The sequence below is a fragment of the Pseudomonas sp. B21-041 genome (genome assembly GCF_024748675.1).
Taxonomy (GTDB): domain Bacteria; phylum Pseudomonadota; class Gammaproteobacteria; order Pseudomonadales; family Pseudomonadaceae; genus Aquipseudomonas; species Aquipseudomonas neuropathica.
The window spans coordinates 3,862,562-3,876,432 of record NZ_CP087175.1; the positions used below are offsets into that span (position 1 = coordinate 3,862,562).

The 13,871-nt window shown below is 60.7% G+C and carries 15 protein-coding genes; 6 read left to right on the plus strand and 9 right to left on the minus strand.

The genetic code is table 11. The features are described from left to right. Positions 1-203: 203 nt before the first annotated feature. The 3 genes from LOY43_RS16930 to LOY43_RS16940 all read right to left on the minus strand — a co-directional run bounded on the left by LOY43_RS16930 (position 204) and on the right by LOY43_RS16940 (position 3,140). The gene (locus LOY43_RS16930) at positions 204-1,028 is read right to left on the minus strand and encodes a TIGR03915 family putative DNA repair protein (RefSeq protein ID WP_258708431.1); all 825 of its coding nucleotides are present in this window, start codon (positions 1,026-1,028) and stop codon (positions 204-206) included. Continuing rightward, positions 1,025-2,245: a putative DNA modification/repair radical SAM protein gene (locus LOY43_RS16935; protein ID WP_093440974.1), complete on the minus strand. Its 1,221-nt coding sequence runs from the start codon at positions 2,243-2,245 to the stop codon at positions 1,025-1,027. The genes LOY43_RS16930 and LOY43_RS16935 overlap by 4 nt, the downstream gene beginning before the upstream one ends. A gap of 121 nt (positions 2,246-2,366) precedes the next feature. Further along, positions 2,367-3,140 (minus strand): helix-turn-helix transcriptional regulator, encoded by a 774-nt coding sequence (locus tag LOY43_RS16940; RefSeq protein ID WP_258708432.1) that lies wholly within the window; start codon positions 3,138-3,140, stop codon positions 2,367-2,369. Between the two features lie 79 nt (positions 3,141-3,219). On the opposite strand from LOY43_RS16940, the gene LOY43_RS16945 reads away from it, so the two are divergent. Beyond that, the gene (locus tag LOY43_RS16945) at positions 3,220-4,323 is read left to right on the plus strand and encodes a cytochrome P450 (protein ID WP_258708433.1); all 1,104 of its coding nucleotides are present in this window, start codon (positions 3,220-3,222) and stop codon (positions 4,321-4,323) included. A 128-nt stretch (positions 4,324-4,451) separates the two neighbouring features. Here LOY43_RS16945 and LOY43_RS16950 read toward each other — a convergent pair whose 3' ends face one another. Further along, positions 4,452-5,771 (minus strand): Nramp family divalent metal transporter, encoded by a 1,320-nt coding sequence (locus tag LOY43_RS16950; protein ID WP_258708434.1) that lies wholly within the window; start codon positions 5,769-5,771, stop codon positions 4,452-4,454. Positions 5,772-5,843: 72 nt separating this feature from the next. Then, a complete protein-coding gene (locus tag LOY43_RS16955) occupies positions 5,844-6,380 on the minus strand; it encodes a chalcone isomerase family protein (RefSeq protein ID WP_095048000.1) in 537 nt (178 codons plus the stop codon). 147 nt (positions 6,381-6,527) lie between these two features. Between LOY43_RS16955 and LOY43_RS16960 the strand changes: the two genes are divergently transcribed. Both LOY43_RS16960 and LOY43_RS16965 read left to right on the plus strand, forming a co-directional pair. After that, complete coding sequence (locus LOY43_RS16960; RefSeq protein WP_258708435.1) at positions 6,528-7,301, plus strand: hypothetical protein; 774 nt, start codon at positions 6,528-6,530, stop codon at positions 7,299-7,301. An 84-nt stretch (positions 7,302-7,385) separates the two neighbouring features. Further along, complete coding sequence (locus LOY43_RS16965) at positions 7,386-7,943, plus strand: hypothetical protein (protein ID WP_220556447.1); 558 nt, start codon at positions 7,386-7,388, stop codon at positions 7,941-7,943. Here the strand turns inward: LOY43_RS16965 and LOY43_RS16970 are convergent. The 4 genes from LOY43_RS16970 to LOY43_RS16990 all read right to left on the minus strand — a co-directional run bounded on the left by LOY43_RS16970 (position 7,933) and on the right by LOY43_RS16990 (position 11,700). Further along, entirely contained in the window at positions 7,933-8,649 is a 717-nt protein-coding gene (locus LOY43_RS16970; RefSeq protein ID WP_095048003.1) for an alpha/beta hydrolase, read from the minus strand. The genes LOY43_RS16965 and LOY43_RS16970 overlap by 11 nt on opposite strands. A gap of 180 nt (positions 8,650-8,829) precedes the next feature. Then, positions 8,830-9,942, minus strand: a complete 1,113-nt coding sequence (locus tag LOY43_RS16975) for a M14 family metallopeptidase (protein ID WP_258708436.1) — start codon at positions 9,940-9,942, stop codon at positions 8,830-8,832. Positions 9,943-10,140: 198 nt separating this feature from the next. Next, positions 10,141-10,920, minus strand: coding sequence for an ABC transporter substrate-binding protein (locus LOY43_RS16985; RefSeq protein WP_258708437.1), 780 nt, complete (start codon positions 10,918-10,920; stop codon positions 10,141-10,143). Between the two features lie 351 nt (positions 10,921-11,271). Continuing rightward, positions 11,272-11,700, minus strand: coding sequence for a rhodanese-like domain-containing protein (locus tag LOY43_RS16990; protein WP_220556450.1), 429 nt, complete (start codon positions 11,698-11,700; stop codon positions 11,272-11,274). A 101-nt stretch (positions 11,701-11,801) separates the two neighbouring features. Here LOY43_RS16990 and ftrA point away from each other — a divergent pair, with 101 nt between their 5' ends. From ftrA to LOY43_RS17005, 3 genes are all read left to right on the plus strand, one after another. Next, positions 11,802-12,776, plus strand: a complete 975-nt coding sequence (ftrA, locus tag LOY43_RS16995; RefSeq protein WP_123594247.1) for a transcriptional regulator FtrA — start codon at positions 11,802-11,804, stop codon at positions 12,774-12,776. A gap of 437 nt (positions 12,777-13,213) precedes the next feature. Further along, positions 13,214-13,594 carry a DUF6124 family protein gene (locus tag LOY43_RS17000; protein WP_095124534.1) on the plus strand — a complete coding sequence of 127 codons (381 nt, stop codon included), beginning with the start codon at positions 13,214-13,216 and terminating at the stop codon, positions 13,592-13,594. Between the two features lie 2 nt (positions 13,595-13,596). Next, positions 13,597-13,866: a hypothetical protein gene (locus tag LOY43_RS17005; protein ID WP_127928797.1), complete on the plus strand. Its 270-nt coding sequence runs from the start codon at positions 13,597-13,599 to the stop codon at positions 13,864-13,866. Positions 13,867-13,871 lie beyond the last annotated feature (5 nt).

Consider the following 13,871-nt stretch of genomic DNA (forward strand, 5'->3'; position numbering starts at 1 on the left):
TGTAGGGCTTGAGATCTTTTCCCCCTCACCCCAGCCCTCTCCCCCAGGGGGGCGAGGGGGAAAGGGAGCCGATCTATGTGGTATTCAAAATCTGAGTTCGACGCGGACTTTCAGGTCGATGGATCAAGTCCAAACACCTCGGTCGGCCCCCTCTCCCTACGGGCGGTCCGACGTTTCGGGAGGGCTGGGGCGAGGGTATGCTTTTAGCTCTTCAAGGCAATCCGTTTGCCTGCACGGTTGGCAATCCCACTCGCCTGCCCATTCTGCTGCTTCCCCATCCGCGCCTGCGTAATCAACCCGGGAATCAACTCCCCCTCCGGCAGATTCTTCCAGAACCGCGCCGGCAAATGCCCCTGCATGACCTTCTCGTTCAACCGCGCTGGATTAAAGATGTGGCTGTAATACGTCAGCCACAAATCCCCATGAGGATCGTCGACGTTCTGCGCCAACTGCTGCCATTCCAGCGGGCATTGACGCTGATGAATCAGTTGCTCGCCATCGTAGTAAACCCCGTCACGCGGCGTGGCGATCAACCAGCGATGGCGGCCCATTCGCCCGATGAAATGCTCACTGGCGTTGTGCAGAATGTCGTGGGCCGGCTCATGCCAAGCCACATATTGCGGACCCGCGCTGGATGAAGGCCGCTCGATGAAACGCACAAACGCATGCAGATGATGAGCTTCCCGATGCACTTGTTTGATCCGTCGCTGCAACTCGCTGCCGAGTTTGTCCCCGGCCATCATCGCGGTACGGTCGCCGTGGCTGACGCGCCACAGCACTTCATACAGCAAACTCCAGCGTTGATCACCGCGATAACGCGAGGCCTGTTCCAGGGTGTCGAGCAGCGCTCGCGGAATACGTGCCTGAAATGGCCCCTGCCCTTCAGGCACCGGCTCATCACTGGCAAACAGATCACCCACACCTTGCGAGGCCCAGCTCACCAGACTCGGATCGACTTCATGGCTCAGCAGCCAGCGCGCCTGCTGGCGCCAGGTGTCGAACAGGTCGTCGCAATCGAGATTGATCATCCCCACAACCCCATCTGCTGCGGCATCGGCCGGTCACGCAATTGCTGATAAAGCATATGGCTGGTGACCTCGGCCTGCTGCGGGTGATAGTCGCTGGTGATGATGAACGGCTTGGCCTTGGCCAGGACGCAGCGCATGCGCGCGACGTCTTCGTAACGGATGCGCCGCTGGCGGCGCAGCTCGACTAGACGTTCGGTGGTGCGCAAGCCAATACCGGGAATACGCGCAATCAGGGAAGCTTCGGCACGGTTCAGATCGAGCGGGAACACTTCGCGGTTCTGCAACGCCCAGGCCAGTTTCGGGTCGATGTCCAGCGCCAGATTACCCGGTCCCTTGAGCAATTCATCAGCACTGTAGCCGTAGCTGCGCAGGAGAAAATCGGCCTGATACAAACGGTGTTCGCGCATCAGCGGCGGCGCGGCCAGCGGCACGCTTTTCGGGCTGTCGGGAATCGGGCTGAAGGCCGAATAGTAGACCCGGCGCAGACGGAAATTGCCGTACAAGGCCTGTGCGCTGTGAAGGATGGTGCTGTCATCGGTGTCGTCGGCGCCGACAATCAACTGTGTGCTCTGCCCGGCCGGGGCGAACTTCGCCGAGCGCGGTTCGTTCAACACGGTCTGCACGCCAGTGTAGATGGTGTTCATCGCCTGTTTGATCGAAGTGATGTCCTTCTCCGGCGCCAGCACTTGCAGGCTGGCATCGGTGGGCAGTTCGATATTGACGCTCAGGCGATCGGCGTAGCGGCCAGCCTCTTCAATCAATGCCGGATCGGCTTCGGGAATGGTCTTGAGATGGATGTACCCGCGAAACTCATGCTCTTCACGCAGCAGCTTCGCCACCCGCACCAGTTGCTCCATGGTGTAGTCCGCCGAACGAATGATGCCGGAACTGAGAAACAGCCCGCTGACGCAGTTACGCCGGTAGAAATCCATGGTCAGCGCCACGACTTCCTCGGGGGTGAAACGAGCGCGCGGAACATCGCTGGAGCGGCGGTTGACGCAGTATTGGCAATCGTAAAGGCAGAAATTGGTCAGCAGAATCTTCAACAACGACACGCAGCGCCCGTCCGGCGTGTAGCTGTGGCAGATGCCCATGCCATCTGTCGAGCCCAGCCCGCTCTTGCCTTCGGAGCTGCGCTTGGGCGCGCCGCTGCTCGCGCAGGAGGCGTCGTACTTGGCGGCGTCGGCGAGGATGCTCAGCTTGTCGATGATTTGCATGGCGCGGGCTCTATACTGTTTGTATATACAGTATAGGGTCGACAGCGGTGATACAAGGTGGCAGATGCGCCCCTCGTCGGTCAGAAGCTGAAAATCAAAAGATCGCAGCCTTCGGCAGCTCCTACAGGGATTCGGTACGGTCGGAATTTATCGGGTGGGCACGCTTTACGGCTGGCTGCGATCTTTTGATCTGCCCGTCTACCGGTAACTCAACGCCAAACCGCGCACCGATCTCCTTGCGCCCCGCCGCCGTCAACGCCAGCGCCCGACTGTCCAGATCCTGGGTCACCCACTTGCGCTTCAACGCGGTCTGCAACAGCGCCGCCCCCAGCGAACCACCGAGATGCGGCCGGCGCATGCTCCAGTCCAGGCACCGACAGGCAAACTTGCGGCGCAGGCTGGTCAAATCCTGCACGTCTATTCCCAAACCAAGAAACAACGCCTCGCCGGTGTCACTCAAACGATACGCCTGCTCGTCGCTTGCCACCAACCAACCGCCCTCGATCAAACGGTCATGCAGCAACACCGCCAGCGTCCCGGCCATGTGGTCGTAGCAAGTGCGGGCGAATTGCAGGCGATCCGGTGTGTGCGCCTTGAACGTCGGCGCGGCGTTCTGGCCAATCACCATCAACGCTTCCAGCGCCTGCGCCACGCGCTGATCGGCGAGGCTGTAATAGCGATGACGGCCCTGAACATGCAGGCGCAGCAGTGCCAGGTCCTTGAGTTTCGCCAAGTGCACACTGGCGGTCGAGGCGCTGACTTCGGCGATCGTCGCCAATTCAGTGCTGGTGCGGGCGTGGCCGTCCATCAGCGAACAGAGGATTTTCGTTCGCGCCGGCTCGGCGATGGCGGCAGCCACTTGGGAAACGCCGATGTCTTGATGCTCTGCGTGCATAGTTCGCTCCCGGACGAATCATCGTCGTTGCGCAGTGGAGATAGTAGCAACACTTTCCCCGCCGACAAGGATGCAAACCATGAACCCGATCAGCGCCGCAACGCACGCCGATCCTTATCCCTACTACGCCGAACTGCGCGCAGCAGGTGGACTGACGTTTCATCCAAAGCTGAAACTGTGGGTCGCCAGCAGCGCCCGGGCGGTGTGTGCGGTGTTGGCCCACGCCGATTGCCGGGTGCGTCCGGCGCAGGAGCCGGTGCCCAAAGCAATTGCCGAAAGCATGGCAGGCAAAGTCTTTGGCCAACTGATGCGCATGAATGACGGCGAACGCCAGCGCTGCCCACGCGCTGCCATTGAGCCTGAGTTGGCCTCGCTCGACCTTGAGGCCGTCGACAGACTGGTCGCCGCGCGGCTGATCACCGCGGACGCCGACGGGGTGTACAAGGCAATGCTTCGTGGCCCGGTGTGCGTGGTCGCGGCGCTGCTGGGGTTCACCCCGGCGCAAGCGCGGGCGATCAGTGAATTGACGGCGGATTTCGTTGCCTGCCTGTCGCCGTTGAGCAATGACCAGCAACTGGCCGCAGCAGAGGCGGCGGCTGAACAACTGCGCGGTGACTTCATCGAATTGCTCGCCGAGCCAGCCAGCCCGTTGCTCAGTGCAATCCAGCAGCGCTTCACCGGCGATGAGGAAACCTTGATCGCCAACCTGATCGGCCTCTGTTCACAGACGTTCGAAGCCTGCGCCGGCCTGATCGGCAATACGCTGCTGGCGCTACGTCGGCAGCCAGCGTTGCGCGGCGAATCCATCGAAGCACTGCTCAGCGAAGTCCAGCGCTTCGACCCGCCCGTGCAGAACACCCGGCGCTTTGTCGCCGCGTCCTGTGAGATTGCTGGAGTACGTGTCGAAACGGGCGATGTGATTCTAGTGCTGCTGGCCTCGGCCAATCGAGATCCGGCGCTCAACGAACAGCCGGAGCAGTTTCTGCCACAGCGCGCCAACCGCCGCAGTTTCAGTTTTGGCAGTGGCCGGCATCAGTGTCCGGGGCAAGCGTTGGCGATGAGTATTGCCGGGGCGACGGTGAGGGAAATACTTGGGCGTGGCATCGATCTGAATCGCTTGAACTGGCACTACCGGCCTTCGCTCAATGGGCGCGTTCCAATGTTTAGCGATGTCGGCGCCTGAAACTCCGCATTCGCGAGCAGGCTCGCTCCCACAAGGTTACGAGGTGTACACACTGTTGAAATCACCTTGGAAACTGTGGGAGCGAGCCTGCTCGCGAAGAGGCCAGCCCAATCACTGCAAAATATGGCTCAAGCCGCCCACTGCAAAATCAACCAGCTGTTAGCGCCGCTGATCACCACAAACAAGCCCCACGCCAACACCCGGGTTGGCCAGCGGTTCACAAAGGGTCCCATCAGCTTTTTATCATTGGTCATGCGAATCAATGGGTACAAGGCAAACGGCAACTGCAGACTCAACACCACCTGACTCAGCACCAGCAATTTGCCGATCGCGTTATCGCCCATCAGCCACACGCCAATAAACGCCGGAATCAACGCCAGTCCGCGAGTGATCAAACGTCGCTGCCAGCACGGAATCCGCAGGTTCAGGTAACCCTCCATGATCACTTGGCCGGCGATGGTACCGGTGAAGGTCGAACTCTGCCCCGATGCCAGCAGCGCGACGCCGAACAACACGCTGGCCAGCGCGCCGCCCACCAGCGGGTCTAGTAAGTGGTAGGCGTCCTGAATATCCACCACCTCGGTGTGCCCGGACTGGTGAAAAGCCGCCGCAGCGAGAATCAGGATCGCCGCATTGACCAGCAACGCCAGGGCCAGCGAACCAATGGTGTCGATGCGCGCCAGTTTCACCGCGTCCTGCTTGCTTGCGAGGTCCTTGCCGATCATCCGCGTCTGCACGATCGAGGTATGCAGATAGAGGTTATGCGGCATCACCGTCGCGCCGAGAATACCGATGGCCAGGTACAACGGCGCCGCCTCGCTGATCGCCGCCAGCGACGGTTTGAAACCTTGGGCGACGTCCGGCCAGTAGGGTTTGATCAACAGCAGTTCGACGAAGAAACACACGCCAATGGTCGCGACCAATACCAGCATGATTGCTTCCAGACGGCGGAAGCCGCGATTTTGCAGGGCCAGCACCAGCAAGGTGTCGAACGCCGTCAGGGCAATGCCGAAGGTCAGCGAACAGCCGAGCAGCAAATGGAACGCCAGCGCACACCCAAGCACTTCGGCCAGATCGGTGGCGATAATCGAGATTTCCGCCAACACCCACTGCAAGCGCGCAGTCGGCGTGCTGTAGCGCTCGCGGGACAGTTGCGCCAGATCGCGCCCGGTGGCGATGCCGAACCGCGAACACAGGCATTGCACGACCATGCCCGCCAGACTCGCCAGCAACACCACAAACAACAGGCTGTAACCGAAGCGTGAACCGGCCTCGATGGCGGTGGCCCAGTTGCCCGGATCCATGTAACCGATAGACACCAGCAACCCGGGGCCGGCGAAACGCAGCACGCGTTTGAAGAACGAGGCATTGGGATCTACCGCGACACTGCCAGCCACTTCCGGCGGGCAAAACGGCGCGGTGGCGATTTTGGGCAAGCTGAATTTCACGCACACATCCAGAAACAAATCGGAAAGACGCAGCTTAGACGTTTCAGCCGAAGCCTAGAAGATCAAAAAAATCTATCGACTCACACCCAACAACTGCTCACGCAACTCGGGATTGCGCGTACGCGGATCGAGCCAGATATCAAAAAACGCCCGGGCAAACAGCGGGTCATCGATCTCATGCTGTAATTGCTGGCCGACAAAAAACCGCGCGCCCTGCCCTGGCAGATAGACCCCAGTAATCCGCGTGCCAGCCTGCACATCGACGAACGATTGCTGCATCTGTACCTGCCAACCGGCCAATTGCGTCGGGCTGACGCTACTCCCTGACAGTCGTTTGATTTCATCGACGCTGGCCTTGACCAGGTCGTCGCGAGAAATCTTGCGACGGTAAATCAACTCCAGCGCAAACGGCTGGTCGTCGTCCAAGGGCCGCGCGGCGCTCCACAGGCGTGCGTTGTAGACATCGAACCCGAACACGCTGAAATCACCGGTGCCGATGATCTGCGCGCCGGGCACGGCGTCCTGCCAATTGGCCCAGGTCGGCGTCAGCAACAACGCCCACAAGCCGATGCCGCAGCATCCTCGCACCAGCTTCGGTGTTCTTCTCATCGCGGCATCGACTCCGGTAAACCCTGATACACACAGCATAGCCGGGTATCGCCCTCGATAGTTTGTATACAAAAACTGCGCACATAGGCAGCAATCGCCGATCGACAATGCTACCGTGGCCTACCCTCAACGGACGGAGACACCTGCGTGCTGATCCTCAAACTGCTGCTGATTCCCGGTTTTCTGCTGCTGATTTCCCTGGCAGGCAAACGCTGGGGGCCGAGCGTAGCCGGGTGGCTGTCGGGATTGCCGGTGGTGGTCGGGCCGATTCTGTTTTTCCTCGCCATCGAGCAGGGTCCGGCGTTTGCCGCGCAATCAGCGGTGGCGGCGTTATCGGCGATGTTCGCGATGATTGCGTTCTGCATCACCTATGCGCAGGTCGCGCAACGGGCGAACTGGCCGTTGGCGCTGACGGCTTCGCTGTCGGTGTGGGCCGTCATCGCGGGGGTGTTGTCACTGATCCCGGCGTCGCTGCCGTTTTCCGTGGCGGTGGCGGCAATTGCGCTGCTGGCATCGCCGTATCTGTTCCCTACGGTGCAACCGGTGTTGAACGGCCCGGCGCCGAAGTCGGACAAACTGATCTGGCGAATGATCGCCGGCGCCGCGTTGACCCTGGTGGTGACGATGCTCGCCAGCACCGTCGGCGAGCGCTGGAGCGGTTTGCTCGCGGTGTTCCCGGTACTCGGCAGTGTGATGGCGGTGTTCTCGCAACAAACGCGCGGCCCGGCATTTACCGCCGCATTGTTACGGGCGACGGCGACCGGTATGTATTCGTTTTCGGCGTTTTGTCTGGTCTCGGCGCTGACCTTGCCAAGCATGGGGCTGAGTGGATTCGCCGTCGGTGTCGCGGTGTCGGTGGCCATGCTCGGCGTAACCAAACGCCTGTTGGCCCGTCCGTTGGCGAAAGCGCAGGCGCAGTAACCGCTCAGACGATTCGCGCTGGAACGCCCGCCCTCCTCCGTGGGATGATCGCCCGCCTCGCGCGACCATCCACCGGAGATTCACATGTCATTGTTGAGCAAAAAAGCCGTCGTCCTGCTGGTGGCGGCCCTCGCCGGTTTCGGCGCCCTCCACGCGCAAGCAGCGAAGGAAAAAGCCAGCGCCGAGAAAGTCACGATGCTCGATGGCAAGTTCACTTTTGTGCTGCCTAAAGGTTTCATCGCCGACCCGCTGCCGGCCAGCCCGAGCGGGACCAAGGGCACGATGTACACCAACGAGGCCACAAAAACCGTGGTCATTACCGCTGAAAACCAAATCCCCGAAGGCCAGCACGTCAAGGACAACGACGGCCAGTTCCTCGACAGCACCGTCTCGAGCTTCATCGACGACCAACGCAAGGCCCTGCCGGACTTCAACAAACTCAGCGAAAAAAGCCTGACCCAGAAAGGCACCGGCCTTGGCCTGCGTCAGGTCGACAGCACCGCGACCCAGGGCGGTGGCCAGACCCTCAACACCACGCTGATGGCCGGCTCCGGCACGAAGATGGCGTTGGTGCAGGTGATCTCCCGCGCCAGCGACAAGAAAGGTCACGATGCTTTGGTGAAAACCATCCTCAAGGATTGAGCTGCTGCAGCCAGCCACTCAAGTCGCGCAGCTCGGCCGCACTGATACTGTGGCCGACGCCGGGATAGGCATGGAACTGCGGCTTGTAACCGAGTTTCTGTAGTTGCGTGTTGGCCTCGGTGCCGTTTTTATACGGCACCGGATCATCGGCGGTGCCGTGGCCGATAAAGATACTCAGCGGCAACGGCTGCTGCTCGCCTTTGAGTTCAGCTTTCAACACTGGCAATAAACGCCCGCTCAACGCAGCGATCCCGCCGACAGCGACTGGCGGCCGCAGCCCCACTTCGTAGGTCATCATCGCGCCCTGGCTGAAACCGATCAGGTACACCTTGCTCGGGGTGGTGTGATATTTCTGCGCCGCTTGCGCGACAAAATCGCGCAGTTTCTGGCCACTGACCTTCAGATCATCGGTCTCGCCGTTGTAGGCACCTTCGCCTTTCTTGCGAAACCACTGGAAACGTCCTTCGCCCAACGACAACGGCGCCTGCACCGACAGGTAGTTGTATTGCGCCGGGAGCTGGAATTTCATGCCGATCAGATCGGCTTCGTTACTACCGTAGCCGTGAAGAAAAATCACCAACGGACGCGCCTCGGCGTCGGCGTGCACCTGTTCGATGTACTTGAGTGGCAGATCGGATTGCAGCGTGGTTTGCGCCTGCACGGCGCTGGACGCCAGTAGGGTCAAGAGAGCAAAGACCTTCAACATAGAGCCTTCCTTCACGGAGTGTCGGGTTCGGGGGGAGCCTAACATCCTGCGGCGTGGATCCAAATTCGGTGGTGCTGCTGATGCCGCCATCGCGAGCAGGCTCACTCCTACATTTGGAATGCGTTCCCCTGTAGGAGTGAGCCTGCTCGCGATGAGGCCATTAGCCCCAACGAAGATCCGTCAGTCGTTGGTCAACTTGCCCGTCCGAAACGCCACCCGCCCCGCCACTTTCGCCTGCCAGATCCCCGGCTCGGTATAGCGCCCGCGATCAAGCGCAAACAACACGCCACTGGTGCCCGCGCGCACGGTGGTGACGCGATCCTGCAACGGATCGACCACCTCAAACAACGCATCGCCCTGCTCCACCCATTCGCCGGCATTGCGCAGAAAACTGACCACGCCATGATGCGGCGCGAACAGGTATTCGGTGCCCTCGAACGGCAGGCCTTCACAGCACTCGCTCGGCGCTGCCGGCCACTCGCCGCTGATGAAACCCTGCTCCGCGAGGAAGCCGAGAATCGCCTCACAATTGGCTTGAGCCTGATCGACCCGGGTATCGCCCATGCTACCCAGTTCCAGCGTGGTCGCCAGATTCGCCGCAGGAATCGCGGCATTCGGGAATGCCCGCGCCAGACGCAGCCAAGGCGTCGAGCAGGATTCATCGAACGAGCTGCCACCGGAATCTTCACACAGCAGCGCCACGCCGGCCTTCAAGCGCGCCGCCAGCGATTGCCACTGTGGCCAGTGCTGCGGCAGCGCGTACAAGTGAATCGCCGCGTCGAAATCGCAATGCAGATCGAGGGTGATGTCGGCATCACAGGCATGGCGCAACAGCAAGCGATGCAACGCTTCCAGTTGCGAGGCCGGGGCCGGCAGGTCTTCGAACACTTGACCCATGGCTTGGCGGATCAGCGCAACGTTGGCCTCGGCATCCGCGCCCAGACGCTCACCGATCAACGTCCCGACCGGTGCGCTGAGTTCGACGAAGGCGCGGTTGAAATTCTTACCGCTGCCCAGTTCGAAGCGGCCCATGTGCGCGCCTTGCACATGTTGATCGAGGCCGATCGGGTTGGCCACTGGCACCAATTCGATCACGCCCTGCAAACGGTCTTGCTGTTCGAGCTCATTGAGGCGTTGCTTGAGTTCCCAGGCGGTGCGCATGCCCGGCAGTTCATCGGCGTGCAGGCTGGCCTGGATGTAAACCTTGCGGGTGCCCGCGCCGTAGCGAAACACGCTGAGCGAGCGCTCGCTGCCCAAGTGGCTCCAGGGCAGAACATGGTCGATGCGTTGCATGGGTAACTCCTCAATATCTGGATCACAAAGATCCCCTGTAGGAGTGAGCCTGCTCGCGATAGCGGTGGGTCAGCCAACACATTCATTGAATGACACACCGCTATCGCGAGCAGGCTCACTCCTACAAGGGTCTCATCACAATTAGAGCGCAAAAAAAGTGGCCACCGCGCAAACGGGGCCACTTTTTTCTACGGCGTATTAATGGCCGTACACATCAAAGTCGAAGTACTTGTCCTGGACTTTCTTGTACTCGCCATTGGCGCGGATTTCGGTGATGGCTTTGTTGAATTGCTCGGCCAGCGCGGTATCGCCCTTGCGCACTGCAATGCCGGCGCCGCCACCGAAGTACTTGGCGTCTTCGTAGGTTGGGCCAACGAATTCAAAACCTTTACCCGCGTCGGTTTTCAGGAAACCGTCGCTGAGGTTGACCGAGTCAGCCAGCATCGCGTCGATACGTCCGGAAACCATGTCGAGGTTGGCTTCCTGTTGCGAGCCGTAACGCACCAGGTCGATCCCGGCTGGTACCAGCACTTCGGTGGCGTAACGGTCGTGGGTGCTGGCACGTAGCACGCCGACTTTCTTGCCCTTGAGCTCGGTCAGCGGGTCTTTGACACCGGAGCCTTCCTTCATCACGAAGCGCGCCGGGGTGTGGTAGTACTTGATGGTGAAATCGACGTTCTTCTTGCGGTCGTCGGTGATGGTCATCGACGACAGAATCGCGTCGATCTTCTTCACTTTCAGCGCCGGGATCAGGCCATCGAATTCCTGCTCGACCCAAGTGCATTTGGCTTTCATCTGCGCGCACAGCGCATCGCCGATATCAACATCGAAACCGGTGAGTTTGCCGTCAGGGGTTTTCATCGAGAATGGCGGGTAACCGGCTTCGATACCGATGCGGATCGGCTTGGCGTCTTCGGCCACGGCGGTCAGGGACAACATCGACAGTGCCAGGGCACCGAACATCACTAGCTTCTTCATTTATAACTCCTGTGTGCGGAGGCTTTTATTGGCAGCTTTCGATTCAGCGTTCGGTCATGGCCAATTGGCTACAAACACCGAAGTGGCCGGCAGTCTATGGCGGCGCGCACAGGGTAAATTGTGTTTAAGCGACAAATACTTATGAAAGATCGGCGCACCGATTGACCGGGGTCAACGGGTGCGCCGTCGTGGTGCAAAGGCTGTAGGACAAGAGCACTTCCAGCGCAGAAAAACGCTGACTTCCCTGTAGGAGCTGCCGCAGGCTGCGATCTTTTGATCTGGCTTTTCAAACATCAAGATCAAAAGATCGTCCGAACGCGGCCCGAGCCTGCGGCAGCTCCTACAAGGGGATCAGCATTCGCAGCCGATGGCGGTTTTGACGACTGGCTCAACGCTCAGTTGAAAGCCTTCATCCAGCCATCCAGTAACGCCGCCAATCATCTCCTTGACCGGGTAACCCAACGCCGCCAGTTTCACCGCTGCCTTGTTCGCGCCATTGCAGTGCGGGCCGGCGCAATAGACCACGAACAGCGTGGTTTTCGGGTAGCTGGCCAGTTCCGCGGCCGTTAGCAAACGGTTCGGAATATTGATCGCACCCGGCACGTGCCCGCGCTCAAAGGCCAGCGGCCCACGGACATCGACCAGGACAAAATCAATCTCGCCAGCCTCTTGGCTACTGAACACGTCGGAACAATCGGTTTCGAAAGTCAGACGATTACTGAAGTGCATCAGGGCGATCGCCGACGGCGCCGCAGGGATGTCGCGAACCAGACTGACCATGGGTGTTGCTCCTTTATCTGAACGGGTGTGAACAGACTTTATCGAGCGGTCGCTTGCGGCTACAGTGGCGCACAAGACACTCACCGGGAATTTTCCGCCAAATGCCGACATCACCAGGTCTGGTTGCGATTCTGGCCTACGACGGCCTCTGCACATTCGAGTTCGGCATCGCCGTGGAGGTCTTCGGCCTGACCCGGCCGGAGTTCGATTTCCCGTGGTACTCCCACGCCATTGCGGCGGTCGATCAAGGCCCGATGCGCGCCTTGGGCGGCATTCAGGTGCTGGCCGATGGCGGCCTGGAATTGTTGGCCGAGGCGCGCACCATCATCATTCCCGGCTGGCGCGATCGCAACGCGGCGGTGCCTCCAGCATTGATCGACGCGCTGTGCCAGGCCCATGCCCGGGGCGCGCGGTTGCTGTCGATCTGCTCCGGTGTATTTGTGCTGGCGGCCACCGGCCTGCTCGATGGCCACGGCGCCACCACCCATTGGCGTTACACGGCGGAACTGGCGCAGCGCTTCCCGGCGATTGCTGTCGATGCCGATGTGCTTTACGTCGATTCCGGTCAGTTGATCACCTCGGCCGGCAGCGCTGCCGGGATCGATGCCTGCCTGCATCTGGTGGCGCGGGACTTCGGCACGCAAGTCGCCAACTCGGTGGCGCGGCGCCTGGTGATGTCGCCGCAACGCACCGGCGGTCAGGCGCAGTTCATTCCGACCCCGGTCAGCCCGACGCCGCGCAATGATCTGTCGCGCGTCATGCAGTGGGCGCGCGAGCGTTTGCATGAACCGCTGGAAGTGCGTGATCTGGCCAGTGAAGCGGCGATGAGTGAGCGCACGTTTCTGCGGCGGTTTACCGAGGCCAGCGGGCAGTCGCCGAAGGCGTGGTTGCAGCACGAACGGTTGGCGCGGGCGCGGGAGTTGTTGGAGAGTACGCCGCATAACACCGAGCAGATTGCCGAGCGTTGCGGTTATCGGTCGGTGGAGAGTTTTCGTGTGGCGTTTCGCGGCGTGGTAGGTGTGCCGCCGTCGGTGTATCGGGAGCGGTTTGGGCGGGGCGTGAGGGTTGAATCCTGAGGTGATTTTGAAGGCGCCTTCGCGAGCAGGCTCGCTCCCACAGTTTGGAATGCGTTCCCCCTGTGGGAGCGAGCCTGCTCGCGAAGGCGCCCAGTCAAACGCAGCATCATTTAGACATCAGCCACAAGGCTACAGCGCCTTGCGCCTTTGCCTACAACTACGCCAGAATCCGCCGGCTTGTGCGGCTTGGGGCTGCCGGTAACTTGGTTCGCGTCACTGAATGTTCAGTGATCGGGTTTAGTCGCTCGGTGGTTTTTGGCAGCATACAGTCCGTTCAGTCAGGCATTCTCGCGCCTGAGCTTAATGGTAGCTGTGCGCAGGGCGCCTTCGGGTGCGCCGGGACTGCTTAGAACCACCGGTCGACTAACCTGCGCATAGCTGCCACCCATTTGTTTAGTCGCAATGAACGTGTCGGCCTCATTAAAAGGTTCTAAGAAATGTTCAAAATCACGCCAAATCCGCCCGAAACAGACGCGGAAATCGATCCAAATCCAACGTCCCCCTACTCCACACCAGGTTCCAGAAAACTCCACGAAGCCGCCGAACGCGCCCTCGACCACTACTTGAAACCCACACCGCCTTCACCACCACGCAAACCCAGCACCATGTTCCTCGTCGACCCGAACACCGGCGCCGAAGACCTCATGGCCCACGCCTGCGAATCCATGGCCTCGGCCAGCATCATGCTCAGCGACTTCGCCGCCCTGCTCGACTCGCCCTACCGCAACACCGTGCTCGGCATCCAGCAAGTGGTCATGCTCGGCGAACTCGCGGTCAACCGCGCCCTCGACAAAATCGACCCCGCCCTGAGGCAATAAACATGTCCAACAAAACCGATGCACAGGTCGTCGCAGCACTGGTGGCCATGGGCTTCAACGAACGGGACGGACGCTGGGCACAAAACGCCTGCCTGGTGCTCTTCGAAAGCGAACGCGAATCCATCGTCGCCTCCGCCGTCACCGTCCTTCCCCAACTCGATGAACTGGAAATCGACGCCGTGCTACCCGCACTGCGCCGCGTGACCCGCCGGTTCCCCTCACTGCAAAAAACCGTGGCCGACACACTGGCCGAAATGGCCCACGCAGCCTGATTGAC

Bases quoted from the DNA above. Each gene is read 5' to 3' on its own strand.
- LOY43_RS16930 (WP_258708431.1), bottom strand. From the start codon at position 1,028: ATGATCAATCTCGATTGCGACGACCTGTTCGACACCTGGCGCCAGCAG.
- LOY43_RS16945 (WP_258708433.1), top strand. From the start codon at position 3,220: ATGAACCCGATCAGCGCCGCAACGCACGCCGATCCTTATCCCTACTAC.
- LOY43_RS16970 (WP_095048003.1), bottom strand. From the start codon at position 8,649: ATGTTGAAGGTCTTTGCTCTCTTGACCCTACTGGCGTCCAGCGCCGTG.
- LOY43_RS17005 (WP_127928797.1), top strand. From the start codon at position 13,597: ATGTCCAACAAAACCGATGCACAGGTCGTCGCAGCACTGGTGGCCATG.
- LOY43_RS16955 (WP_095048000.1), bottom strand. From the start codon at position 6,380: ATGAGAAGAACACCGAAGCTGGTGCGAGGATGCTGCGGCATCGGCTTG.
- LOY43_RS16935 (WP_093440974.1), bottom strand. From the start codon at position 2,245: ATGCAAATCATCGACAAGCTGAGCATCCTCGCCGACGCCGCCAAGTAC.
- LOY43_RS16985 (WP_258708437.1), bottom strand. From the start codon at position 10,920: ATGAAGAAGCTAGTGATGTTCGGTGCCCTGGCACTGTCGATGTTGTCC.
- ftrA (WP_123594247.1), top strand. From the start codon at position 11,802: ATGCCGACATCACCAGGTCTGGTTGCGATTCTGGCCTACGACGGCCTC.
- LOY43_RS16965 (WP_220556447.1), top strand. From the start codon at position 7,386: ATGTCATTGTTGAGCAAAAAAGCCGTCGTCCTGCTGGTGGCGGCCCTC.
- LOY43_RS16940 (WP_258708432.1), bottom strand. From the start codon at position 3,140: ATGCACGCAGAGCATCAAGACATCGGCGTTTCCCAAGTGGCTGCCGCC.
- LOY43_RS16975 (WP_258708436.1), bottom strand. From the start codon at position 9,942: ATGCAACGCATCGACCATGTTCTGCCCTGGAGCCACTTGGGCAGCGAG.
- LOY43_RS16990 (WP_220556450.1), bottom strand. From the start codon at position 11,700: ATGGTCAGTCTGGTTCGCGACATCCCTGCGGCGCCGTCGGCGATCGCC.
- LOY43_RS17000 (WP_095124534.1), top strand. From the start codon at position 13,214: ATGTTCAAAATCACGCCAAATCCGCCCGAAACAGACGCGGAAATCGAT.